21 protein-coding genes are annotated in these 24,909 nt (G+C 58.6%); 10 read left to right on the top strand and 11 right to left on the bottom strand.

The window, feature by feature from the left end:
• Positions 1–197: 197 nt before the first annotated feature.
• On the top strand, positions 198–2,108 hold the full coding sequence (gene speA, locus AC0B60_RS14400; protein WP_465086524.1) for a biosynthetic arginine decarboxylase: 1,911 nt from the start codon (positions 198–200) through the stop codon (positions 2,106–2,108).
• A gap of 6 nt (positions 2,109–2,114) precedes the next feature.
• On the opposite strand, the gene AC0B60_RS14395 is transcribed toward speA, so the two are convergent.
• Complete coding sequence (locus tag AC0B60_RS14395; protein WP_465086523.1) at positions 2,115–3,179, bottom strand: AraC family transcriptional regulator; 1,065 nt, start codon at positions 3,177–3,179, stop codon at positions 2,115–2,117.
• Between the two features lie 211 nt (positions 3,180–3,390).
• On the opposite strand from AC0B60_RS14395, the gene AC0B60_RS14390 reads away from it, so the two are divergent.
• From AC0B60_RS14390 to AC0B60_RS14375, 4 genes are all read left to right on the top strand, one after another.
• Entirely contained in the window at positions 3,391–3,990 is a 600-nt protein-coding gene (locus tag AC0B60_RS14390) for a sigma-70 family RNA polymerase sigma factor (protein WP_465086522.1), read from the top strand.
• A complete protein-coding gene (locus AC0B60_RS14385) occupies positions 3,987–4,631 on the top strand; it encodes a ChrR family anti-sigma-E factor (RefSeq protein ID WP_199446904.1) in 645 nt (214 codons plus the stop codon). Before AC0B60_RS14390 ends, AC0B60_RS14385 begins: the two co-directional genes overlap by 4 nt.
• Before the next feature lie 298 nt (positions 4,632–4,929).
• Entirely contained in the window at positions 4,930–5,757 is an 828-nt protein-coding gene (gene tcdA / locus AC0B60_RS14380; RefSeq protein WP_465086520.1) for a tRNA cyclic N6-threonylcarbamoyladenosine(37) synthase TcdA, read from the top strand.
• Positions 5,758–5,786: 29 nt separating this feature from the next.
• Positions 5,787–7,634, top strand: a complete 1,848-nt coding sequence (locus AC0B60_RS14375) for a cation:proton antiporter (RefSeq protein WP_465086519.1) — start codon at positions 5,787–5,789, stop codon at positions 7,632–7,634.
• Positions 7,635–7,639: 5 nt separating this feature from the next.
• Here AC0B60_RS14375 and AC0B60_RS14370 read toward each other — a convergent pair whose 3' ends face one another.
• The 4 genes from AC0B60_RS14370 to AC0B60_RS14355 form a co-directional block, all read right to left on the bottom strand.
• Entirely contained in the window at positions 7,640–8,629 is a 990-nt protein-coding gene (locus AC0B60_RS14370) for an NADP-dependent oxidoreductase (protein WP_465086518.1), read from the bottom strand.
• 59 nt (positions 8,630–8,688) lie between these two features.
• Complete coding sequence (locus AC0B60_RS14365; protein ID WP_465086516.1) at positions 8,689–9,165, bottom strand: acyl-CoA thioesterase; 477 nt, start codon at positions 9,163–9,165, stop codon at positions 8,689–8,691.
• Positions 9,158–10,249, bottom strand: a complete 1,092-nt coding sequence (locus AC0B60_RS14360) for an SMP-30/gluconolactonase/LRE family protein (protein WP_465086515.1) — start codon at positions 10,247–10,249, stop codon at positions 9,158–9,160. The genes AC0B60_RS14365 and AC0B60_RS14360 overlap by 8 nt, the downstream gene beginning before the upstream one ends.
• 91 nt (positions 10,250–10,340) lie before the next feature.
• Entirely contained in the window at positions 10,341–11,132 is a 792-nt protein-coding gene (locus tag AC0B60_RS14355; protein ID WP_465086514.1) for an alpha/beta fold hydrolase, read from the bottom strand.
• 433 nt (positions 11,133–11,565) lie between these two features.
• Here AC0B60_RS14355 and AC0B60_RS14350 point away from each other — a divergent pair, with 433 nt between their 5' ends.
• From AC0B60_RS14350 to AC0B60_RS14340, 3 genes are all read left to right on the top strand, one after another.
• Complete coding sequence (locus AC0B60_RS14350) at positions 11,566–12,630, top strand: AraC family transcriptional regulator (RefSeq protein ID WP_465086513.1); 1,065 nt, start codon at positions 11,566–11,568, stop codon at positions 12,628–12,630.
• Positions 12,627–14,063: a cardiolipin synthase gene (cls, locus tag AC0B60_RS14345; RefSeq protein ID WP_465086512.1), complete on the top strand. Its 1,437-nt coding sequence runs from the start codon at positions 12,627–12,629 to the stop codon at positions 14,061–14,063. Before AC0B60_RS14350 ends, cls begins: the two co-directional genes overlap by 4 nt.
• 108 nt (positions 14,064–14,171) lie before the next feature.
• Positions 14,172–14,846: a GntR family transcriptional regulator gene (locus tag AC0B60_RS14340; protein WP_465086511.1), complete on the top strand. Its 675-nt coding sequence runs from the start codon at positions 14,172–14,174 to the stop codon at positions 14,844–14,846.
• Between the two features lie 12 nt (positions 14,847–14,858).
• Here AC0B60_RS14340 and AC0B60_RS14335 read toward each other — a convergent pair whose 3' ends face one another.
• Positions 14,859–17,063: a patatin-like phospholipase family protein gene (locus tag AC0B60_RS14335; protein WP_465086510.1), complete on the bottom strand. Its 2,205-nt coding sequence runs from the start codon at positions 17,061–17,063 to the stop codon at positions 14,859–14,861.
• 12 nt (positions 17,064–17,075) lie between these two features.
• Positions 17,076–17,687 carry a hypothetical protein gene (locus tag AC0B60_RS14330; RefSeq protein WP_465086608.1) on the bottom strand — a complete coding sequence of 204 codons (612 nt, stop codon included), beginning with the start codon at positions 17,685–17,687 and terminating at the stop codon, positions 17,076–17,078.
• Between the two features lie 219 nt (positions 17,688–17,906).
• Here AC0B60_RS14330 and AC0B60_RS14325 point away from each other — a divergent pair, with 219 nt between their 5' ends.
• Positions 17,907–18,266: a hypothetical protein gene (locus AC0B60_RS14325; RefSeq protein WP_465086509.1), complete on the top strand. Its 360-nt coding sequence runs from the start codon at positions 17,907–17,909 to the stop codon at positions 18,264–18,266.
• 10 nt (positions 18,267–18,276) lie between these two features.
• Here the strand turns inward: AC0B60_RS14325 and AC0B60_RS14320 are convergent, their stop codons facing one another.
• Complete coding sequence (locus tag AC0B60_RS14320) at positions 18,277–21,072, bottom strand: transporter substrate-binding domain-containing protein (RefSeq protein WP_465086607.1); 2,796 nt, start codon at positions 21,070–21,072, stop codon at positions 18,277–18,279.
• Positions 21,073–21,233: 161 nt separating this feature from the next.
• Here AC0B60_RS14320 and AC0B60_RS14315 point away from each other — a divergent pair, with 161 nt between their 5' ends.
• On the top strand, positions 21,234–21,467 hold the full coding sequence (locus AC0B60_RS14315) for a DUF2789 domain-containing protein (RefSeq protein WP_465086508.1): 234 nt from the start codon (positions 21,234–21,236) through the stop codon (positions 21,465–21,467).
• 1 nt (position 21,468) lies between these two features.
• Here the strand turns inward: AC0B60_RS14315 and AC0B60_RS14310 are convergent, their stop codons facing one another.
• From AC0B60_RS14310 to AC0B60_RS14300, 3 genes are read right to left on the bottom strand one after another with little or no spacing between them, the layout of a single operon-like run.
• On the bottom strand, positions 21,469–23,145 hold the full coding sequence (locus AC0B60_RS14310) for a diguanylate cyclase (protein WP_465086507.1): 1,677 nt from the start codon (positions 23,143–23,145) through the stop codon (positions 21,469–21,471).
• Between the two features lie 47 nt (positions 23,146–23,192).
• Positions 23,193–24,146 carry a tyrosine recombinase XerC gene (xerC, locus tag AC0B60_RS14305; RefSeq protein WP_465086506.1) on the bottom strand — a complete coding sequence of 318 codons (954 nt, stop codon included), beginning with the start codon at positions 24,144–24,146 and terminating at the stop codon, positions 23,193–23,195.
• A 2-nt stretch (positions 24,147–24,148) separates the two neighbouring features.
• Complete coding sequence (locus tag AC0B60_RS14300; protein ID WP_465086504.1) at positions 24,149–24,895, bottom strand: DUF484 family protein; 747 nt, start codon at positions 24,893–24,895, stop codon at positions 24,149–24,151.
• Positions 24,896–24,909: the final 14 nt, after the last annotated feature.

Genomic DNA, 24,909 nt, shown 5'->3' with positions numbered 1-24,909 from the left:
TCGTGTCTCCGGATGTACGCGTTGAGCCTGTTCGTATTGAAGCTATTGTAGGTGCGTAGCCACCACACCTAAAGGACTATCATTGCCTCTGGGCGGTGTTTTTCGGGTGTTGTTCTTTTAGCGGGGCGGTGGAATCCATACAATGAGCGCCATAGGCCGGCCCGTTGCCGGCTGCGGATTCAGCACAGGAAAACCCCATGAGCGAACCAACCCTCAGCGCCGCCCACAAGGTGTACAACATTGCCCACTGGAGCGATGGTTATATCGATGTGAATGCCCGTGGCGAGGTCCTGATAAGGCCCGACCGGGGGCACAGCGGCGAGGATATCAACCTGCCTGAGCTTACCCGCTCCCTGGTCCGTGAGGGCGTCCAGCTTCCGGTGTTAATCCGCTTTACCGATATTCTCCATGATCGGGTCAACAAGCTGTGTGGGGCGTTTAACAAGGTGGCCCATGAACACGGTTACCAGGGAGGCTACACAGCCGTCTACCCGATCAAGGTCAACCAGCAGCGCCGGGTGGTTGAGGAACTGCTCTGCGCCGAACCGGCCGCCAGCGACAACCAGATTGGCCTGGAAGCCGGCAGTAAGCCGGAGTTAATGGCGGTTCTGGCACTGTCGCGCCAGCAGGAATCGGTGATTGTCTGCAATGGCTACAAAGACCGCGAATACATCCGGCTGGCGCTGATCGGGCAGAAGCTGGGGCACCGGGTCTTCATTGTGGTTGAAAAACAGTCCGAGTTGCCGCTCATCCTCGAGGAAGCCCGCCGTCTGGGAGTGACACCACTGATTGGTGTGCGCGCACGGCTGGCGACCATCGGCAAGGGCAACTGGCAGAACACCGGCGGTGAGAAGTCGAAATTCGGCCTGTCCGCAAGCCAGGTGCTGGATGTGGTCGAGACCCTGCGCCGTGCCGGGGCCCTGGAATCCCTTCAGTTGCTGCATTTTCACCTGGGGTCGCAGATTGCCAATATCCGTGACATCCAGACCGGGCTGCGCGAGTGCGCCCGTTTCTACAGTGAATTACGCCACATGGGTGCGCCCGTGGGCACGGTGGATATCGGCGGCGGGCTCGGCGTGGACTACGAGGGCACCCGCTCACGCAGCAGTTGCTCGATGAATTACAGTGTGCACGAATACGCTTACAACGTGATTCATATCCTGCAATCGGAGTGCGATCGGGCGGACATTCCCCATCCCAACCTGATCAGTGAATCCGGCCGTGCGCTGACGGCTCACCACTCGGTGCTTGTGACCAATGTGATTGATCGGGAAGTGCCCGACACGCGACCGCCCGAACAACCGGCCAGCGATACCCCAGCACCGCTGCAGGATCTGTGGCGCGACCTGGAGAGCCTGCGGGATGAGGAATCGCGCCGTTCCCTGGCTGAGATCTACCACGATGTTCTCCACGCCATGGCGGATGTCCACACCCAGTTCGCTCATGGCCTGCTGTCACTGATGGACCGGGCCCGGGCGGAAACCCTCTATACCACCTGCTGCCGGGCTCTGAGAAAACAGCTGAATTCCGCCAACCGGGCGCATCGGGAAATCATCGACGAGCTCAATGAAAAATTGGCGGAGAAACTCTTCGTGAATTTTTCGCTGTTTCAGTCGCTGCCGGACGTCTGGGGGATCGATCAGATTTTCCCGATCATGCCGGTGAACGGGCTGAATCGCCCTCTCACCCGTCGCGCGGTCATTCAGGATATTACCTGTGACTCCGATGGGCGCATTGACCGGTACGTGGACGGCCAGGGCGTCGAAACCACCTTCCCGCTGCCCGAAGAGGCGCCGGAAGAACCCATGTTGATGGGATTTTTCATGACCGGTGCCTACCAGGAAATCCTCGGTGATATGCACAACCTGTTTGGCGACACCCACTCGGTGGATGTACGACGCAATGCCGGCGGCGGTCATATCGTGAGCGAGCCAATTCATGGCGATACCGTGGCCAAGGTGCTGCAGTACGTGAACTTCGAACCTGCCGCCCTGCTACGGGCCTACCAGCAGAAATTTGCCACCAGCGGACTGCCGGAAGAAGAACAGACGAGCCTGCTGGAGGAACTGGAAAACGGACTTGGCGGCTATACCTACCTGGAAGAATAATCCGGATCAGGCGTTGTTTACGCGCCAGGCTGAGGGCGACAGGCCTTCCCATTTACGGAAGGCGCGGCCAAAGTTGGACGGGTCGCTATACCCCAGGCGATAGGCAATGTCATCGATACCGAGGTCGGTCCGCCGAAGCAGCTCCAGGGAACGCCGATGGCGGATGTCATCAAGGATGCCCTGAAACTTCAGGCCTTCGGCGCTGAGCTGACGACGCAGTGTCCTGGGCGAAACACCCAGTTGCGCTGCCACGGAATCAATACCCGGAAGTCGGCCATTCCGTACCGACTCCAGCAACCGCCCCACTCGCTCCGGAATCGATGTGGTCGCTTCCAGCGATCGCATTTCCTCCTGGCATTGCGCTTCCGCTACCCGACGCGCCACAGGATTGGACAGGGAAATTGGCAGTTCCAGGAATTCCTTGCGAAAACGGAGCTGATTGGCGCCAGCGTCAAATCGGATACGATTGCCGAACAGCGACTCATAGGCCACAGCATACTCCGGTGGCGGATAATTCAGTCGACAACTCCCACCATCAAGCAGGCGGCGCCCGAATAACAGCAGGTTCACATCCATCAGCGAGGCCAGCACCACTTCCGCATTGAACCGATGCAGGTCATCCAGGCTGTGCACGATATCGAGCTGCAGTACCGCGTCGTTGTCCTCGGTGAAAAAGCTCAAATTCATATACACGAACCGGATGCGGAAATACTTGATCAGCACCGTAAGAGCCTGGCCAATGTTGTCACAACTGATGGCCGCCTGTGACAGGGAGCCATGAGTAGTGAACTTCAGGCGCTTGCCGTACTCCAATCCCAGAGCCGGCTCGTGGCTCAGCGCCAAGGCTGCGCGACAAAGGCTACTGAACTGCTCCACGGTAATGAAGTTGTCCGGGTGCCCCAACATCGACGGGCGAATTTCAGCCGAGCGCAGCAACTGGCCACGCGCCGCCCCCTTTTCTTCCGCCAACTGGCAAAGGATATCGGCGTAGTGAGCGCGAATAACAGGCAAGTTGCCAGTCTTTCCGGGAGCATTCATGTGGGCCAAGCGTTCCTGATCAATATCTGCCAAAGATTAGCCGTGATGATAGCGGTCGGCAATCTCCCTGCAGACGACACCGAGCGGCGGAGAAGCCAGCCAGTAGCATGCGCGGGGAAAAATACCGCCCAACAGATCCGTCTGCCCATCGCCCCCGTAAATATCACGACTGACAAACCCGGGGCGAGTGCATAGAATGATGAACACAACAATGCCAAATCATGCGACTGTCAAGGAGCGTCCGGTGTCCACACTGGATCAGAAACCAGCTCGGGCCGAGGGCCGCAAGGACCCCTGGAGCCAGCTACTGGAGAAAGTGGGTAAGCGTCAGGATCGACAGGCCTATCATGCCCTGTTTGAGCATTTTGGCCCACAGATCAAGTACTACGCTATGGCTAACGGCATGGCGAGCCATGCTGAAGAACTGGTGCAAGAGGTTTTCGTATCGATTTGGCGCCGCTCCTGCTTATATGACTGGCGGAAGGCTGCCGCGTCGACCTGGATTTTCACCATTGCCCGTAACCAGCGCATCGACATGCTGCGCAAGATGAAACGCACGAGCGCAGAGATGCCTGTTGAAACGGAAGACCTGTGGCAGATCCCCGGCGAAAACGAAGATGAGCCCGTTACGTCGCTGCACCGCCTGATGTCCGAACGCCGGGTAAGAGAGTCCCTCAGCCACCTCCCGGAAGAACAGATTACTGTGATTGCCAAGGTCTACATGGAGAGCAAGTCACACCAGATGGTTGCGGACGAGCTCAATATTCCACTCGGTACCGTAAAAAGCCGGGTTCGTCTGGCACTGAACAAACTGAAAGTGATTTTGCAGGACCAGAACGTATGACACGGCATCATCCAGACACACTCACCCTGATGGAATTCAGTGCGGGCAATCTCAGTGAGCCCCACGCACTGTGCATTCGTCTCCATCTGGATCAGTGCCCCCATTGTCGCAGCCGTGTGGATACGCTCGACAGCCTGGGTGCCGTAATGATGGAAAGTCAGCCCCAGGTCGGTGTTTCATCGGACATGTTTGACGCTATCCTGTCACGCATAGACAGCGAGCCTGACATGACGGAGACCTACATCAGTACACAAGCCAAGCGCATGAGCCCTCTTCAAAAGTTGCTGGGCGACGATCTCAACTCGCTGCCCTGGAAACGTCAGCTCGGCGATGTCAGTGTGCTGGACATCAGCGAACGGTTTCCCGGCCAGAACGAGCAGGTGGTTCTTCAGAAGTTGGCAGCCGGTGGGAAGGCACCCGCGCATACCCACAGAGGGAGTGAAACCACGATTGTTCTCCAGGGTGCGTTCTCGGACCAGAAAGGTGTGTTCAACCAGTGGGACTTCGTGGTGCTCAATCAGGAAGACGAGCACAAACCTGTGGCGGTTGGCTGCGAAGACTGCATCACCCTGTCCGTGCTCAGCGCACCGGTTAAATTAACCGGCACGTTCACTCGCTTACTGAACCCCTTTATACGCTGAGGCGGATGGACCTGAAACTGTACCAACCTGCCGGAGCCTTGGCCGAAAATGACCGGCCGTTGACAGTTTGTGACCTTCTGGGCGACACGTTGATAAACGATACTGATCACGTTGATTAGTGTCTCTGAACTAGTCCGGCCCAGCCCCCGTCGGGTTGGGCATTTGCTTACAGGCCACGCTCTTGCGTGGCCTTTTTTTATGCCTGCTCATTTCACCTCATGAATACGATATCCGGTTACTGATTAGAGACAGCCGGCTGGGCTGGGTTACAATCGTGGCTTTTCTCCGGAGATGCACCATGACGGGCGACGATTTTCATTTCCGCTTCGGCGGTATCGAACGACTCTATGGCCGCCGTGCTCTGGAGCACTTCCGTCACGCCCACATCGCCATCGTCGGACTGGGTGGCGTGGGCTCCTGGGCGGCCGAGGCACTTGCCCGCTCGGGAGTCGGCACCTTGACGCTGATCGACATGGACGATATCTGTGTGTCCAATACCAATCGCCAGCTCCACGCCCTGACCGGACAGTATGGCCGCACCAAAACGGACGCCATGGCGGACCGTTTGCGGGCGATCAACCCGGAGGCCGATATACGGGTTCACTTCGGATTCCTGAACACCAAGAACGTCGATGAACTGATTACTCCAGAGATGTCCGGCGTGGTCGATGCCATTGATAGCGTCAAAGCCAAGGCCGCGCTGATTGCCCACTGCCAGCGTCGCAAGATTCCACTGGTGTGTGCTGGCGGCGCCGGCGGTCAGATGGACCCAACCCAGATCCGCGTCAGTGACCTGAGCAAAACCACACAGGATCCATTATTGGCCAAGGTTCGTAATACTCTGCGGCGGGAATACGGTTTCTCACGCAACCCCAAGCGGCGTTTCGGGATTGAGGCCGTGTACTCCCTGGAACAGCTCACGTATCCTGCAGGGGACGGCGAGGTCTGCCTCCAGAAGCCAGCTACAGAGGGCCCGGTCCGTTTGGATTGCGCCTCCGGGTTTGGTGCTGCCAGCCCTGTTACAGCCAGCTTTGGCTTCTTTGCTGCGGCTCGGTTATTGGCTCGCCTGTCGCGCAAGGCCAATTCAGATAAGACAGCAGACTCTCTTTCGGAACCACAGAATTAAACCCATTATTCAACGGAACTGATTCCACTATGACCGTCAGCACTGTCTTCCTTCTTGCCTGCATCGGTGTGCTCTCCCTGTTCTGCCAGTGGCTCGCCTGGCGGGTTCGCATGCCCGCCATCCTGTTCCTCCTGGCCGGAGGCATTGCAGCAGGGCCGCTGTTGGGTTTTCTGGACCCCGAGATCGTGTTTGGAGACCTGCTGTTCCCGGTTATTTCCCTGGCCGTAGCCATCATCCTGTTTGAAGGCAGCCTGACCCTTCGCTACGACGAAATCCGCGGCCATGGCAAAATGGTCCGCAACCTGATTCCCGTCGGCTCCATTGTCACCTGCATCATTGGCACCCTGGCTGCCCGCTGGATCCTTGATGTGTCATGGGAAGTGGCGCTCCTGTTTGGCGCCATATCCATCGTCACCGGCCCCACCGTTATCGCCCCTTTGCTTCGTTCCGTCCGACCGGACGCAAAGCTCGCCAATATTCTGCGCTGGGAAGGTATTATTATCGACCCCGTGGGGGCTTTATTGGCGGTTCTCGTGTTCGAGGGCATTGTGTCCTGGGGCCAGGGCAATGTGTTCGGACATTCCATGTACATCTTCGGTAAAACCCTGGCGGTCGGCTTCCTGATCGGGGCGGTGGCCGGCTGGCTCAACGGTATCGCCCTGCGCAAACACCTGTTACCCCAGTATCTGCATAACGCTGGCACACTGACGTTCATGCTCGGGGTCTACGCCCTGTCGAATGAGATGGCCCACGAGTCCGGCCTGTTGACGGTCACTATCATGGGGATCTGGATGGCCAACATGAAGCAGGTCCCCATCGACAGCATCCTGGAGTTCAAGGAATCCCTGAGCGTGCTGCTGATTTCCGCTCTCTTCATCATCCTGGCAGCACGGGTGGAGTTCGAAGCCATCGCTCAACTAGGCTGGGGACTGGTGGCCGTATTGGCATTGCTGATGCTGGTCGCACGCCCGGCAAGCATCTTCCTATCGGCCATTGGCACCAGCCTCAACTGGCGCGACAAATTGTTCCTGAGCTGGATCGCCCCCCGTGGCATCGTCGCCGCTGCCGTTTCCGCCCTGTTTGCGTTTCAGTTACAGAAACTGGGCTACGAAAGCGCCGGGGCCCTTGTGCCACTGATATTCATGCTGATCATCGCCACCGTCACCCTACAGAGTCTTACCGCACGGCCACTGGCGAGGCTACTGAAGGTCGCCGAACCGGCGGAATACGGCTTTTTGATTCTCGGCGCCAACCCGGTGGCCCGAAAAATCGGCCTGGCGCTGAAAAAGCTGGAGGTCCCCGTTACCCTGGCGGATACCAACTGGGAGAACGTCAAACAGGCGCGCATGGAAAACCTGCAGGTGTATTTCGGCAACCCGGTGTCCGAGCATGCGTCGACCCACCTGGACCTGACCGGCATTGGTAATCTGCTGGTTATATCCCCCTACAAGCACATGAATTCCCTGGCAACCTACCACTTCCTGGACTGGTTCGGAAAAGACTCGGTGCTAACCCTGGCCGAAGGCGATCAGGACCAGAAGGCCCGGCACCAGACCGCCGAGAAAATACAACTGACGAGAGGGCTCTTCGGCGGCGTGAGCTATGCCAAGCTGGCCAGCCTGGCCAGCCAGAACTATTCGGTGAAAACCACCCAGCTCAGCGACGAATTTACGTTCGAGGATTTCCTGGACAAGTACGATCGCCAGGCCATGGTGCTGTTCGTGGTGAACACGCGCGAACACATCACGCCGGTCAAGAGCATGGAGGCCATCAAGCCCGAGAAAGACTGGACATTGGTGAGCCTGGTGCCACCCCAGGCGAGGAAGGAACGCAAGGAGCGGGATACCGGGGAGTCACCGGAACCCGCTCCAACCTGAGCGTATCAGCGGGCCCCGCAGTCCAGAACCAGCTTACCCCGAACATGCCCGCCCTCCAGCAAGCGGTGGGCATCGGCGACCTGTTCCAGCGGGAAGGCCTTGTCGATATGGACGCGTACATCACCGTCTTCGATCAATTCAGCGATCTCGTCGAGATGAAACACATCCGGGCGGACGGTCATTCCATGGGCTCTCAGCCCAAGGGACTCCGCCGCGGTTATGATGTCATCCGCCGTCGCGGTGGGAATTGTGACCAGTACACCGTGCTCGCTCAGGGTATGCAGGGAGCGCTTGCCCGCGTCGCCGCCGACCAGATCCAGCACCACGTCCAGACCATAGCACTCGTCCACCACGTCGGTGGTGTGGTAATCAATCACCTCATGGACCCCAAAGGCCGCCAGGAAATCGCGATTACTGGCTGAAGCGGTGGCGATCACATGGGCGCCCCGCTCGAGCGCGAACTGCACCGCAAAATGCCCGACCCCGCCAGCACCGGCGTGAATCAGCACTTTCTGACCAGCCTCCAGTTCCGCCACTTCGAACAATGCCTGCCAGGCGGTCAACGCGGCCAGCGGCATAGCGCCGGCAGTCACCAGGTCCAGCTCCTCCGGCACAATGGCCAACTCGTCGGCGCGAGCCACGGCGTATTCGGAATAACTTCCTCCGCCAGCCGGGAAGCCCACCATGCCCATCACCCGGTCACCCGGCGCCAATGTGGTCACATCTCGGCCGACGGCAATCACTTCACCCGACGCATCGTAGCCTGGCGTCCACGGCAGGTGGTCTTCAATCTGCCGGGCGGCAAATCCCAGGCCTTTCCGCGTCTTCCAGTCGATGGGATTCAGCCCCGCGCCGGCCACCCTGAACAGTACTTCCTCAGGCCCCGGGTCGGGAATGGCGGAGGATTCGATCCGCAGGACGTCAGTATCGCCAAACTGGTCGTAGACCACGTGACGCATGGCGTTGCCGGCATTCGGATCAACGGTATTTTCCATGGGGCTCTCCAGACAGCTTCAGGAACAGGACAGGAACATCTGTTCAGACTAGCAGAAATTCACTCTGTGGTATCAAAGGCGCGACCACCGGGCACCATCGCACCGCCGAGGATGTCGGCGTATTCCGCGGGCATCCGCGAGGGCCTCTGACTCTTCATGTTGACACAGGCATGGGTGGATACTGCCCGCACCAGGGTCTTGCCGTCGGATTCCCGCACCAGCTGGAACTGGCGAGCGGAGCGAAAACGACCATCGAACCCCGTCAGCCAAGTACCCAGCATCAAGCGGTCACCAGCGTTGGCGGACGCCAGGTAATCAATCTCGGTGCGAGTGATTGCCATGGCCTTACCGGTTTTTTCGTGCAGCTCCCAGGTCATACCCAGACTGTCGATGTGCTGCCAGCTGATCTCTTCAAGCCAGCGCACGTACACCACATTGTTGGCGTGCCCGAGTCTGTCAGTATCCGCATCCCGAACCTCGATGGTCATGGTAAACGGTTCGGGAAGATCCCAGTTCACCGGATTGCCGTCACTCATTGCTGTTATCCCCCAACCCCGGAATGGCTGACAAGGCTAACCGGCCGATGCGGTCGTTGTGAAGTGAACCAAAGTAGAGGTGGCCGTTATGGGGATTGACCGAGGTAATCTCCTGCAGATGGGTGCCCTTGGTATCGTGCAGACTGGTGATCACTCCGCCATCCTCGTTCATGGCCACCACCAGCCCGTATTCCTGAGGCTTCGGCTTGAAATAGTCCGGTAGTTTGGCCAGCAAATCCTTCAGCCATGGCTGCCGGTGCAGGGTATCCACCTGGGAATTTCGGAGCGTGGGAAACGCCACCCAGTAGCGGCCCTTGTGGTCGACTGCCAGGTTGTCGGGGAAACCAGGCAGGTTGTCGGCGAATACTTCGGCCTGCCCAGGATAACGACCACCGATCCAGTACTTGAGAATTCGATACTTCCAGGTTTCGTTCACCAGCAGGTACTCGCCGTCCGGCGACACCGCCACGCCGTTGGCAAAATGCAGGTTGCTGAGCAACACCTCGGTTTTACGCGTGGCCGGATCATATCGAAGCAGCCGACCGTGGGGGCGCATCTCGAGCAAATCCAGTTGATACTCGGGTTGACGGAACTTCGAACTGGCATCCGTAAAGTAGATGCGACCGTCCGGGGCAATATCCACATCGTCGGTGAACCGGAAAGGCAAGCCCTCCGCCTCTCGGGTCAGCACGGTAACGGTCTTGTCGGGCGCGATGGAGAGAAGCCCCTTCCAGGCATCCGCCACGATTAAATTGCCGTGACGATCAAATACCATGCCCAGGGGGCGGCCTCCGGTTTCCAGCCACTTTTCCGTCTGGCCATCCGGCTTGACCCGGACAATCCAGCCATCCTGCGTGCCAGTGTAGAGAATGCCGTCGTCATCCACCGTGGTGTCTTCGGGACCGTAAACCTCTCCCCTGGCCAGCAGGTCTGCCAGTCTCAGACGTTCGTTGGGAGCCAGCTTACCGGTCAATGGCTGCGGCGAAGGGGCGTTCCAGGCCTGACTGTTGATGGGAGATGGCGACAACAGGAAACCACCCAGCACCAAAAAACCAATCAGCAATGCGCCCAGAAGCCACTTCATAGAGGATGCCTGTTCCAGTCAGATACGATTCCGTAACCTTATCAGACACCCGCCGGCGGCTAAACTGGCAGGTACCCCTCGCTACCAGGCGCTAATTCGTGAGGAAACGACGACACAGTGCCACAAAGCTGTCGGGTTTCTCTGCATGCAACCAGTGCCCTGTCCCGGTGATGATTCTCAAATCCGCTGCGGGAAAGCGCTGACGGATGTCGTCGCGGTGCTTTTCCTGAATATAGGCTGAATCGGCTCCCTTGATAAACAACACAGGACCTTCAAACGGCCCCTCCCCTTCCGGTGCACGCGCAAGGTGAGGGTAACATTGCTCAATTACGGGCAGGTTCAGCCGCCAGCGGTACGGTCCGGGGTGCTGGCTTCCTTCGTCATCCGCCACCCGCACCAGGTTCTTCAGCAGGAACTGCCTGACACCAAGTTCCTCTACATAATCCGCCAGCACCTTGTCGGCATCTTGTCGCGTGCGGATCGAGCCCAGATCCACTGAGGTCAGCCCCTCCAGAACTGCATCATGACGGGGTTTATAGGTCACCGGTGCGATATCCGCCACGATAACCCGATTAACCCGGCCCGGAGCTTGCAACGCGACCTGCATCGCGGTCTTTCCGCCCATGGAGTGGCCCAGAATAGACGCCTTTTCCAGCCCCTGAGCGTCCATGTAAGCCAACACGTCGTCGGCCATAGCCGGGTAATCCATAGTGTCGGTATGGGGGGAAGCGCCGTGATTGCGCTGATCCAGAGCATGAATCTGCCACTGGTCCTGCAGGCGACGGGTGATGCCTCCCAGATTTTCCAGCGAGCCGAACAGGCCATGGAGAAGGATCAATGGCGGACCGTCGCCGGTAATGCGGTAATTGAGTTCAACACTCATGGTCAGGACCTCCTGGAGTCGCCGGATAGAATCGTGTGAGAACAGGCTGCTATCGTTAAGCCGACTACATTACCATCGAATGTTGTTGGCACAAGGGCAAGCCGCAGGCTTGCCTGACAACCGGCCAGATATTTCAGGCAAAAAAAAGCCGGGGTCTCCCCCGGCTCAGGTCATAAACGTTTGCTGAAACTGATTAGCAGTAGTACATGCTGTTCAGGTACTCAGCCAAAGCGGCGATATTAGAGCGCTCCAGCTCGTTATGGGGCACAAAAATTTCCAGTTCCATGAAAACACCTCCAATCCAGATGTGCGGGTGAGAATCCTCAATGACTTAATGCTATCGTTGTTAGGACCATAAACCGTTGACAGGCTGTCCCACAGGTTTGACATTTTGTATCAGCACCGATGAATTCCTGTTAACCATCAATCATAGGTGACCGTGAACTCATCCCAGGCAAAAGCCACCGCATCGCCACTGGTTGCAGCCTCCAGCACGCTGGCCCTGGTTCACTACCTGGACCGTCAAGGCGTGCTGGATCTCCCAGCCGTTGAGCAGATCGCCGGGTTCAGCAGGAACGAGCTGGCAGACCCGGACCTGCGCATTCCGGCCGATCGCCACTACCGCCTGTGGGAACACGCCGAAAAGGTAACCGGAGACCCTGCCGTTGGCCTCCATGCCGGCCAGGTGGTCGATCCTGACCGGATGGGACTGGTAGGCCATGTATTCTTCAATTGCGACACTCTGGGCGAAGCCGTTACCCAGTATGTTCGCCTGCACCGGTTGATCAACGAATCGGTGATCCTGAGTTTTGAACAGACGGGCGAGCAGGCCATCCTGACCTGGCAGGCGGACACCCCCGGGCATTACTGTCGCCAGGATATGGATAGGACACTCGCGGCGGCTTTATGCCGCACCCGACATTTCATCCATCCTTCCATCGTTGCCGAGTGGGCCGAGATCGCCCATCCGAAACCAGGCTATGCCGCCGAATATCAGCGATTACTGGGTGGCCCGGTGTTTTTTGGCTGTGCCGCAACGCGCCTGGCATTCAGTAGCCGCCACCTGAGCCATCCTATTCCCCATCGCAACCCTTACGTTTATTCCGCCGTGCTGAAACAGGTCAACGCAGTGCTGGCCCGGCTGCAAAGCAGGCGCACCTTCGGCCGCAAGATCCGGCGACTGATCTCACGCCAGATGTCCACCGACCGCATTGACGCCGACACTCTGGCAAAACAGTGCCATATGAGCCGCCAAACACTGTATCGACGGCTAAAAAAGGAAGGGCTTGGGTTTCACGAGTTAGTAGAGGAAGTCCGTAAGGACAAAGCCATGCGCTATGTGGCGTCGGACCATTACGCACTGGGCGAAATCGCATTCCTGCTGGGCTTTTCCGAACTCAGCGCCTTCAGCCGCGCGTTCAAGCGCTGGACCGGGACGGCGCCGGCCCAGTACCGTGCCCGCCACCTGAACCTCGACAACGGAGAAGCGCCGGAATGAGCATCGCAGATGTGCCCTGGCTGCCCCTCGCACTGGCCCTGATCTACCTGGCTGCCGCTGCCTGCATCTATCGGATACTGATGACCTACCGTGTAGCACAGGGGGCCATCGCCTGGATTCTGGCGCTAATCAGCCTGCCTTACATCGCCGTCCCCATGTTCCTGTTATTCGGACGCAATCGGTTCGGTGGCTATATCAAGGCCAGACGCACCGGGGACGCCGCGCTGACAGAACTGCTCAATCATTTCGAACACCAGACGGCTGCAATCAGCAAGCGCGCCGATGAACATTTTCCAGACGAGCTCCAGGCACTTTGCAAACTGGGCCGGCAGCCGTTTACCACCGGGAATCGGTGCGATCTCCTCAAGGATGGTGATGCCACCTTTGAAGCGCTGTTCGATGCCATGGAAAACGCCCAACACTACATTCTCCTGGAGTTCTACATTGTTCGCTCAGACAAAGTCGGCCAACGCATCAAGTCGATCCTGAAGCGCAAGTTGGCCCAGGGCGTTCAGGTCTGGTTCCTCTACGACGACATTGGTAGTGTCTGGCTGCCGCGGAAGTACCTCAGGGAACTGTCCGCCGCCGGTGCAAAGGTTGCCTCGTTCGGGGACGGCAATTTTCGTCGCATGCGCCTGCAGGTCAACTTCCGCAATCACCGAAAACTGCTGGTCTGTGATGGCGAAGTGGGATTTGTCGGAGGCATCAACCTCGGCGACGAGTACCTGGGCACTGCCATGGATGAGGAGCCCTGGCGTGACAGCCACTGCCGCATCACCGGCCCGGCGGTGACCGGGCTGCAACTGGCCTGGCTTGAGGACTGGAACTGGGCTAGTGAGGACTTCCCGACGCTCAACTGGACGCCTTCCCAACCGACGCCTGGCGATCAGGAAGTCCTGATTCTGCCAACCGGCCCGGCGGATACCTACGAAACCTGCACGCTGTTTTTCCTCAATTGCATCAACAATGCCCGTACGCGGATCTGGATCGCCTCACCGTATTTCGTGCCCGACGTTCAGATCATGAACGCCCTGCAACTGGCAGCCCTGCGGGGTGTGGACGTGCGAATCATTATCCCCGAGAAATCCGACAGCCGGCTGATACGGCTGGCTGCGTACTCATACCTGGTACAAGCATGCCGCGCCGGCATTGGCATTTATCGCTACCAGCCGGGCTTCATGCATCAGAAAGTCGTGTTGGTGGATAACCGTTACGCCGCCATTGGCACCGCCAACCTGGACAACCGATCGATGCGACTGAACTTCGAGATTACCGCCATCAGCACCGCCGTTGAGTTTGTGAATGGCATCGAACATCTGCTGGAACAGGATCTCATCAACAGTCGACTGATGACGGAACGGGATTACCGGGACCGTTCAGTAGCCTTCCGGTTGACTTGCCGCACCATACGATTGCTAGGCCCCCTGCTCTGAAACCGTCCGCTAGAGCCTGATCAGTTTTGGTGTGCCCATTTTCCATACGCAAAGAATGTGAGAGTATTCCAGAACCATTGAGCCAGCATGCTGTAACGAAGCAGGACCATGACCACATTCAAGCCCCGCGAAACCCTGACCGAACAGGTCGCTCGTCACATTGAAAACCTCATTGCTTTCGGCCAGCTTCGCTCCGGCGAACGCATCTATGAAAGCGCCATGGCCAAACAAATGGACGTGAGCCACGGATCGATCCGCGAAGGTTTGCTGCTGCTGGAAAAACGCCACCTGGTACAGAACGTGCCCCGCAAAGGCGCGTTCGTTACGCCGCTGGATGAGTATTTTGTGCGCAGCCTGTACGAAGTGCTGCAACTGTACCTGACCCATACCGGTCGCAAGCTGGTGCGGCAATGGCAAGCAGCCGATATGGACAAGCTCGAATCCCTCTACCAGCGCATGAAGAGCTGCCACGACAGCAACGACCTGCTGGCCTTCCTGGAGCTGGGCATTGAATACACTCAGGCGTCGCTGGCCTATGCCGACAACTATTTCATCATTTCCGCCATTGAGGATCTGTGGCCATCCGCGAAACGTTGCGCCTTTGTGGCGTTCCAGCGTGGCGGCAACCGGGTGCTGGAAGACAACCTGGCCCATGTGCGGGAATCGATCAGTGCGATCAAGGAACGGGACGAAGAACGCCTTGCCTCCATTTTGGCCGGGTACGCGGAACAACAGTGTCAGCAGGTGCTTGAAGCTATCGACAGCGCATCGGCTACGGCTTGAGCATCGGCCAGCTCATTCGAACAGGCGGGTAAACGAGAAGCCGACGTTGAGATAAGCACTCCAGTCATCCTGATTGTTGTAGGCCGTGGCAATCTGTACCGGCCCCAGAAAGGTTTCAACGCCGGCAAACAGGCTTCCAGAGCGCAACAGATTGTTCCAGCGAGCCTCCCCCAGCGAGGACCAGGCATTCCCGGTCTCGAACCCGGCTCCGGCAAACCAGGGTACAAACGGCCCGCCAAATTCCTGCCGGACGAAAACGCCCGCCAGGGCCGCATCCTCTCCCGCCACTTCGCCCTGGCTGTATGCCGATAACTGGTGAAAGCCGCCCAGCAGTATTGAATTCTCAATACCAGCAACGCCCTTGGTAACCGCGTTGGCATACAACAGACCGGTGATACTGGCTCTTCTCCAGCTTGCGGTACCCAGAGCCATGACGGTGACTGAGTCAAAATGACGGTCAGACCCAAGACCAGGGCGCTCGAATCGGCCACGAATACCAGCGAACCCTCCGGATTCCGGCAGGAAGGTATCGTCAAGGGAGTCGTGAACGAACTGGAGCCGGAGACTGCCACTCTGGATGGAGCCAGAGGGCGCCATCGGTTCGCCGATCTGCTCGTCGACGGTAGCGTAGCCCCGCACATACTCGAGACGCACCTCTCCGTTCACTCCCAGTTCGGTACCCAGAGCCAGATCGACCTGGCGATTGGTGATATCCACTTCGGTAATGCGCTCGCCTTCTCCATCAAACGCGCTCAGGCTTTCACGGGAATAGGCACCGCCCAACGTGAGGAATCGTTCGAAACCATAGTCCAATGGCTGGAACCACTCGGTTCGAACCCGGGGCTGGGTACCCAACTGGAGCCCGGTCGTCCACTCACCACCCAGGGCATTCAGGCCCGTCATTCGCAACGACGTGGCGACATTGAACCGAGTATCGTTCTCGAAGTTGTCTTCATAATTCAGGCCAAAGGACAGGTAGTTCGGCCCCCAGCTTTTCTCTCGAACCCGGACAACCAGGTCCGTACCGGGTCCGGCGGTCGGCACCAGCGAGTAGGACACGGTTTCGTAGTAGCCAAGACCGTAGATTCGCTTGAGATCCTCCTCCAGCGCATCCACGTCCAAAGGCTCGCCCGTCTGCTGACGTATGCGCTCACGAAGGAAATCTCCCGCCAGGCGCGAACGGTCATCGATGCGGATGTCGGTAACAACACCCGGGTTGAACGAGTGTGCTTCTAGCCGATTTCGAAATCGGTCCCACTCATCGTCACTGACGCTCAGGTGGCGAAGCTCACCGGCGTGACCACGGGCACTGCTGGCACCCAGTTCAAACAGCGCCGGGGCCTCATAAAAATCCGCTGAGGACAGCCCCTTCAGATCCGGCCGCATCAGGATGTCCTGATTATCCAGCAATCTGAGCTGTCGCTCGGTATTTTGCCGCGTCATCATGGTGGTCAACTGACCAACCACAGAAAACGCCTCGCGTATATCCTCCCGCTCCAATAGCGGATCGGTGATATCCACAGCAATGACAATGTCGGCCCCAAGCTCATGGGCCACACTAACCGGCAGATTGTTGGCCACGCCACCATCCACCAGCAAACGCCCATCCAGCGTGACGGGTGCATAGACGCCGGGAATACTCATGCTCGCGCGGATCGCTTCCGACAGATTGCCGCTGCCGATCACCACTTCCTCGCCGGTCTCCAGGTCCGTGGCGATGGCTCTGAACGGAATGGCCAGTTCATCAAAATCCTCAACGAGGGCGGCATCACGGGTGAGCTCATTGAGGATAAAGCCGAGGTTCTGACCGGCGATGATACCTCCCCCCAAATGCAGGCCGTCCAGGCGCACGCCAATGCCAGGGGATACCGGGTAGCGCCAGTCCTGACGTTTGCGCCTGACGGGCTTGTAGGCACGGCCCGGGTCATCCCGAAAACTGGACACCCAGTCCATCTCGATAAAGCGCTCTTCAATCTCCTGGACCTCCATACCAGAGGCATAGAGCGCCCCAACCGCAGAGCCGGCACTGGTACCCACGACAATGTCCACTGGCACCTTCAGTTCTTCCAGCACTCGCAGTACACCCACATGGGCCATGCCCTTGGCCCCTCCGCCGCTTAGCACCAGGCCCACTTTCGGCCGCCCAACATCGGCCATGACGGGCATGGCCGCGAGCACGGCAAGCAGGAGACCGATCAATCTGGCTGGTAACATCATCCCGTTCGACGTTCAGGCATTGTCTGCGGGATCCTCATCCGCCAGGGACAGGTGGGAGACATCAGGCACAACCGGTGGCGGAACCTCACTCTTCACGCCCAGATCACTGCCCGGAGGTGCCAGCGTCCAGTCGTCCAGATGCTGGAACATGGGGGCTGGAGCCTCCCGGTGCTCCTCCAGCGTAACGCCAACAGGGTCAAGGGTCAGTCCGGACCCGGAAAGAATGCTGTCGACCTTCTCGCCCGCCACTGGCAAACGATCGCCTGGCTCTACGGCCACGGCGCTCCCGGGCCCGGCACCCGAACCCGCCGCCCCTGCCGGAGGCGTTGCAGGTGCAGGTTTTGGCTCCGACGATGGTTGAGCGGCGGGCGCCTCGCGCGAGGTGGTAGAGGCAACAGCGCCCTCCATGGGCTGCACGTATGCCACCATGCCGTGCTTTTGCAACACCGAGCGGTATTTTTCCGCCTGGACCTCCTCCAGTTTGTTGCGGATAACGACTGGCTGACCGCTGAACATACGATCAATCTGGTCCACCGTTGCCTTGAACAGGGTTCTGGCATTACTGCGGGCGGTTGCCGGGTCGGTCCCCGGTGTGCATTCACCTTTGAAGACGAGTTGGAACATCATCCTGCCTCTATGCGCTTCTGTTTTTATCCATAGTAGTTGATCCTGATAGGCTGCGGAAATCCATACCCAGCCGACGGATTCTCTGAACATTGCAAACAATTGAAAAATTCGCGCAAAAAATGCGCAAACCTGTTCGCTCTCTGCAATAATCACCAGTAACTAAACGTTACATATGTTTACATTGATCGACGCACCGATTCCAAAGGAGTGGCTCTCATGGCCATCAAATGCATCACCGGCGCCCTCACCCTGTTGGCACTGACCTCACAACCGGTCATGGCTGGCAATCTGGACGTGTTGCTCAGTGGAATCTTCCCCGACAAACAGGCCACCTACATTGGCTATGAAAGCATTGAGCGTGAAGACATTCCCGCCACATCGGCCGTCGAGCGTAAATACCTGATCGTCGATTTCCGGTTTGAGTCCGAGCCGCCCCACGAACAACTTCAGGCCAACGTGCACCGAGTCTGCATGGCTCTGCTGAAAGACCGCGAACTGATTCGTTCGCTGTCCGACTCAGGCTACGACATGGTCGCCGTCGCCTTTGACCGCAAGTCACAGTTCGACTGCCTCTGACACTTTCCAGTCACTGATCCCGTCCCAGAAGGCGCGGAAAGGATTCAAGCGCACTGTTTACGGAATCCAGATTAAACGCCTCCACGTCGGTTAGCAGCCTCTCTCCATATCGGGTCACTGAAGGCGAACGGAACCGCTTACCCCACTCCAGCACACGGTTGGCAAAATCTTTCATCTGCTCCGGATCACCGCTTTCCCTCACAGTCTCCCACTCGTCGCCAAAATCCCGTGCAAGTTGCTCCTGCAACCATCCACGTTCCTGCATGCTGAGTGTCTGTGCCAACAGGCGTTCCGACTCCTCGGGCGTACCATCTTCTTCCGCCTGGGCACCCGTGGCCTCAACCCGAGGAAGCTTGACCGTAAAGGTGGACCCCGACCCGGGCTCACTCTCAACCTGTAGTTCACCACCCATCATGCGGACCAGCTTGCGGCTGATCGCCAGGCCCAGCCCCGTGCCCCCATAACGCCGCGTGTTCTGCCCTTCCTGCTGTTCAAAGGCGTCGAAGATCTGCTCCTGCTGGTCGGGCGGAATGCCGATACCGGTATCGGACACCGTCACAACCAAACGGTAAAAGCAGCGACGATCAGCCTCAGTGGCTGCCTCCTCGACCGGCTGTTTCTCCGATGACTTCCGGCGTGTGGCCGTGGCGCGGACCGTCACACCACCCTCATGGGTAAACTTGATGGCATTGCCAACGAGATTGAAAAGCACCTGCCGCAATCGCGTTTCGTCCAGCATCATCGCCGCCGGCATCTTGGAATCCACGCTGACTTCCAGCGAGATACCCTGCTCCGTGGCGCGCAGGTCAAATATATGGCGTACGTCACTGAGCAGCCGGCGCACCGATACTGCCGAATAATCCAACCGCATCTTTCCCGCCTCGATGCGGGACAGGTCCAGGATGTCGTTAATCAGCATCAACAGGCTGCGGCTGCCCGCGCGTATGGCATCCAGGTAATTCCGTTGCTGGGGGTCCTTGACGGTATTACTGAGCAAGTCACTGTAGCCAATTACGGCATTCATCGGCGTGCGTATTTCATGGGACATATTGGCCAGAAACTCGCTTTTCGTCAGGCTGGCCGCCTCGGCTTCCCGTGCCAGCCGTTCGGCCTCCAGCTTGGCCGCCCGCAGTTCATCCTCACTCCTGCGCAGGGCATTTTCAGAGCGGATACGCTCGTCCACCTCCCGTGAAAGCTTGCGATTCCAGTACAGGAAAATCAGCACCACCACGATAGCGATAAGTACAATACGACGCACCACGGTGTAGTCCGTTTCCTGCTCGATATCCAGGTGGATCCAGCGATTGTAGATCGACTCGGTCTCGGTAGCATCCAGACTGCCCAGCGCTTTGTTGAGGATGCGCTGTAGTTCAGGGCGTTCCTTACTGACGGCAAACCTTAGCTCATATTGGTAAGGCGTAATGCTCGTTATCCGAAGGTTGGACAACCCCAGGCGGGCAACGGTATAGCTGACCGCCGGAATATGAGTGACCATGACATCAAGGTCGCCGTTGGACAGGGCCAGCAGCCCTTCCTCGATGGACGTCATCGGATACAGATCGAGGTTGGGGTGGTTGATCAATAGGTAATCATGCCCCGCCTGCCGGTTCACCACACCCACCTTTTCGTCTCTCAACTCCCTCAATTCGCCGATAAAGCGACCATCGTCACGAATGGCAAGGGCAATGGGAACGGTCAAATAGGCGCGGCTGAACAGGAAAGATTCCTCCACCCTTGGCGTTCGGGACATCGCGGGCAGTATATCCACCTCACCCGAGCGCAGAGCCTGTTCCTCATCGGCACTGTTGTCCATCACCTGACGGCTGAAGCGAATATTCAGTTGCTCTTCCAGGCGTTTGACCAGATCCGGCACGAGCCCGGCGGACTGTCCATTCTGGGTGTACTCGAACGGCGGCCAGTCCGGCCGGAAGGCCACGCGAAGATCGGGGTTTCGGTTGAGAAATGCCCTCTCGTCAACTGACAGGGAAATGGCAGAGGGATCCAGTTCGGGCAACTCGGTCTGCAACCACGACTGGCGAATCGACCGGTGCTCACCGTGGTCAATAGCCAGAACCGCCTGGTTGAGAACCCGATACAGCTGGTCGCGCTCCTGGTCACTTCCCGCTGCCATTTCCAGCACCACGTCGACCGATTGCTGGTTCAGCAGTGTGGCTACCCCAACTCCGTTGACCATGGCGGACTGCAGGTAGTCCGACACCACAGGAACCGGGCCCAGAAACGCGTCCGCCTGCCCCGACAACACCATCCCAACGGCTTCGCTGATACTGGAAACTGGCACTGGGGAAAAGCTCTCAACCGGATCAAGCAATGCAAACTGGTTGGGATCGTTGGTGATCAGGGCGATGCTTGCGTCTTCAAGGTCTGAGAGAGTACGGATACCTGCATCATCGGCACCCACGAATATGCCGTAGGTCAAACTCATTAGTGGCGAGGACAGCACCACATTGGAGGGGGGGGAACGATGGGCCAAGTGGGTACTCAGGCGGGCATCCAGGGTCCCGTCCTGCAGCCATTCTCCGAGCTGCGCTTCCGGGGCCGAGACCGGCACAACAGGCACGCCAAGCTTTTCTGACAGCCGGTTTAGATAATCAATAAAAATGCCCGCCAGCTCACCCTCGCCGGTATCGAACACCAGCGGCACCTGATCACTTCGTACCCCGACTCTGAACGATTCCCTCGCCAACAGCCAGCGCAGATCCTCGCTCCCCAACACCGGCGCCGGAGAGGGTTGCGGTGGCTCAGCAACGGACACGCCAGGCACCAGCAGACCGGCGAGCAACAGCACAAAATGAAAAACGGACCTCACTGGATATCCTCACCGGTTCGGCTACAGTTCAGGGAACCATACCCGTAAATTCTTCCGATTGCATTCAGCGGGTTACCCGATCTACTCTGATCGTGCCCACAGCCTTTAAAGCACCGGCAACCTTGGGGAGAACCATGACCATGGATACCAGCAAACACGATTTCAGCACGCTCTTTGAACAACTCGGCATGCCATCCGACAGCGTCAGCATTGAGAATTTTATCGCCAAGCACTCGCCACTTCCCTCGGAAATTGCTCTGCAGGACGCTCCGTTCTGGTCGGAAAGCCAGTCACACTTCCTCGAAGAAGGCCTCGAGGACGACTCTGACTGGGCGGAAATTATCGATGAACTCGATGCCCTGATGAGACACTGAGTCAGATATTGCGCCCTGCAATAAGTACCTGGTCGCGGCCGGAGTCCTTGGCGAGGTACAGAGCCTTGTCGGCCCGGTCGAACACATCGTCCTCGTCGTCGTTTCCATCGAATTCCGCCAGTCCAGCTGAAAACGTCACCGACACCGGCTCTCCCCGGAAATGGAATGGCAGTGCTGCAATATGTCCGCGCATACTGTCCAATACTGCCCGGGCGTTGTCGGCTTTGGTTTCCGGCAACAGGATCACAAACTCCTCCCCGCCGAAACGCGCGATGAAGTCGGTTGCCCTCAGCCGCTCACGGAGTGCACGCGCAACCAGTTGCAACACGCGATCACCCGCCTTGTGCCCGTAGGAATCGTTCACACGCTTGAAAAAATCGATATCAAGCACGCAGACTGACAGCGAATGACGATAACGTTGCCAGCGCTGGTACTCGAATGACAGTCGCTCCTGCCAGGCTTCCCGATTGGGCAATTGGGTCAGGACATCGGTAAGGGCTTTCTCGCGCTCCTCCCTGAGCTTTTCCCGGACCTGATCCGATTGGGCTTCCATCGTCACCAGTTTCTCCTGCATGAGCTCCAGTTGCAGCGACAGGTTGCGCTCGCGCTCGGACTCCTGCTCCCGAAACCGCTCAACGGCACCACTGATCGACTCCAGGTGCCGGCTCACCGAGTCTTTCAGATCGCCAAAGTCGACGCTGCTTTCCACTTGCTGGCCGAACGACCATAGCTCCTGGCGAATGTCGCGATCCAGTTCTTGCGAGGCATCCAGGCGCCCTGCCTGGGCATTCGCCTGCTCTGAGAAACATTGGCGCAATACTTCCAGCCGTTCATCGAGACGCCGGAGAAAGGCCTCGAATTCCCTTTGCCCTCGGGTAACCGCGGCGATCACCAGCTCCGCCACACTGCTCAGTCCCTCTCGCAGTTCATCCCAGTTATCGCTGCTCAACAGCGACTCCTGTAGTCGTCGGGCTCTTGCCTCCGACGCGGCCTCCAGTGTCACCTGATCCAGCATATGACCCAACAGCTCACCAACCCGACGCGCAATCTTCAGGCGTTCGCTGTCTTCTGTGTCTGGCATCGCCAGCTCAACGGCGGACGAAGCCAGCGGGTTCTCGGCGGCTTCCGCCAACATCGGCTGATCGGACGACTCCTGGCTTCGTCCGCCACCAAACAGCCGGCCAAACCGGCTTCGTTTGCGATCTTGCCCGTCGCCGCTGCCCAGCCCTGTTTCCAACACCAGTGCCAGATCGACCAACCATCCGGTAGCTTCCAGTTGAAGGGTTTCCGGTTTCCGGAGTCGTTTCTCAAGGTCACGAATACGGTCCTTGCCGGATTTGAACAGAGGATGGGACCGCAGTTCTGACAGCAACTGCTCGAATGTCGTTCTCAGCCGGTCCGTGGATTCGGCCTTGCGGTCGTCCAGGGCGGCCACCTGGCGGTCAATTCTTTCCTGCAAATCCCGCCAGCTGTCTGCGTTGAGAGGGGGTTTTCGAAGCTCGTCACGAACCCGTTCCAGCAAACGGTCCAGCTCAGCGGTCTGCCCTTCGGACGCCAGACTGGTACGCACCAGCATACGCTGAAGCAGATTCCTTTCAGCTTCCCAATGCGATTCACGTTGATCTGAACATTCAAGTGCCTGGAGGTACTTATCCTTCCAGGATGGATCCGATGACATTTAGCGCTCCTGGCCCTTTACTGGACGCCTATTCCGTGACTGGTGCCTCAACGATGCTCCGTTTCCTGCCGGCTACGACGCCGGCGAGCCCTGGGATGACTCTGGTCGTATACCTTTGCCAGATGCTGGAAGTCCAGATGAGTATAGACCTGGGTCGTCGCTATGTCCGCATGGCCAAGCAACTCCTGCACCGCTCGCAGGTCACCACTGGACTCCAGCATGTGGCTGGCGAAGGAATGCCGAAGCAGGTGGGGATGCAGTCTTTGGTCCGCCCCTTTCGACATTCCCCACCGGCTGAGGCGGGACTGGATACTGCGAGTACTGAGCCGATCACCTCGCCGGCTCACATACAAGGCATTCTCTCCGTCTGGCGCCATCGCTCCGCGCACGTCAAGCCACTGCGCCAAAGCGTCCAACGCCCTTCGCCCCACCGGCAGAAGGCGTTCTTTACCACCCTTACCCAGCACCCGAACCTCCCCGCCTCGGACGTCCACGGATTGGAGGTCCAGCCCCGCCAGTTCCGACAGCCGCAGCCCGGAGGAATACATCAGTTCGAACATGCTCAGGTCGCGAATTTCCAGCGGGTCATCGGGCGTTGCGTCCAGCAGGTGGTTGAGCTGGTCCACATCCGCCACCCTCGGCAGACGCTTACCGGACTTCGGAGCTCGAATATCCAGCGCAGGATTGTCCACCGCCAGGTGTTCCCGTAACAGGTATTCGTAAAACCGGCGGATAGCAGACAGGTGCCGGGCAATACTCCGACCGCCCAACCCTTCACGGCTGAGCTGGGCAACGTATCGCCGCAAGTCGTGACTGGTGACCGACCGCCAAGCCGGTGATGGCTGATGCTCAACCCACGCAGCGAATCGATTCAGGTCATCGCGATAACTGCCGCAGGTGCGTGGAGAGTGTCGCTTCTCCGACGCCAGATAACGCAGGAACGCGGCCACGGGCTCTGCCAGTGTGGCAGCCGGGCCGGTTTCCTCGTCAGCCGGCGACATGGTCAGCGGGACTCCGCGACCACATCGGTGACAGGCAACGTGGCGGCATGCCTTTGCAGGATGGGCGGCAACAGGCGGCTCAGGGTGTCGCTGATGTAGGTCAGGAATAGCGAGCCCATACTCTGGTCGAAGTACCCTGGCTCGCAGCTGCCTACGGCAAACACCCCAACCAGTTCGTTGTTGCGCAGCGGAACCAGCGCCACTGAGGCAATGGGCTCCTCCCGATCCGGGAACAGGAAACTGCGCTCGCTCTCACGGAACTGGCCACAGACCGCTCGATCTCCTTCCAGCAAGCCGCCCAGGCGCGCTTTCGCTGCGTCTGGCGACACAACGTGCAGAGCACCTTGCGCCGCTGCCGGCAACTCACTGTCGGTAAAGAGAATCACCGAGGCCGCGTCCAGACCGAAATCACCACGGATACTGTCATCAATCGCGGCGGCCATATCATTCAGGTTGCGGGCCTCAATCACCTGCATCAGCAGGCGCTTGCTCTTTTCGAACAGGCGGTCGTTGTGGCGTGCAATGGACACCAGTTCCACCAGCTCGCGCCGCAACGTGTCGCGCTGCTCGCGGAACAGATGCACCTGGCGCTCCACCAACGAGATCGCCCGACCGCTGTCGTGGGGCAGGGTCAGGCTGCGCAGGAGTTCGTCCTGATCAATAAAGAAATCGGGGTTATTCCGCAGATAGTCTGCGACGGCTTCCCGGGTGAGCCCTTCGGCCTTCTTGTGGGCCGTTTGTTCTGTCATGCTGCTCTCCTGAT

This window comes from Marinobacter sp. V34, assembly GCF_055524115.1.
Note: the sequence above shows the minus strand (reverse complement) of the source record. Positions and strands in the feature narration are given on the sequence as shown.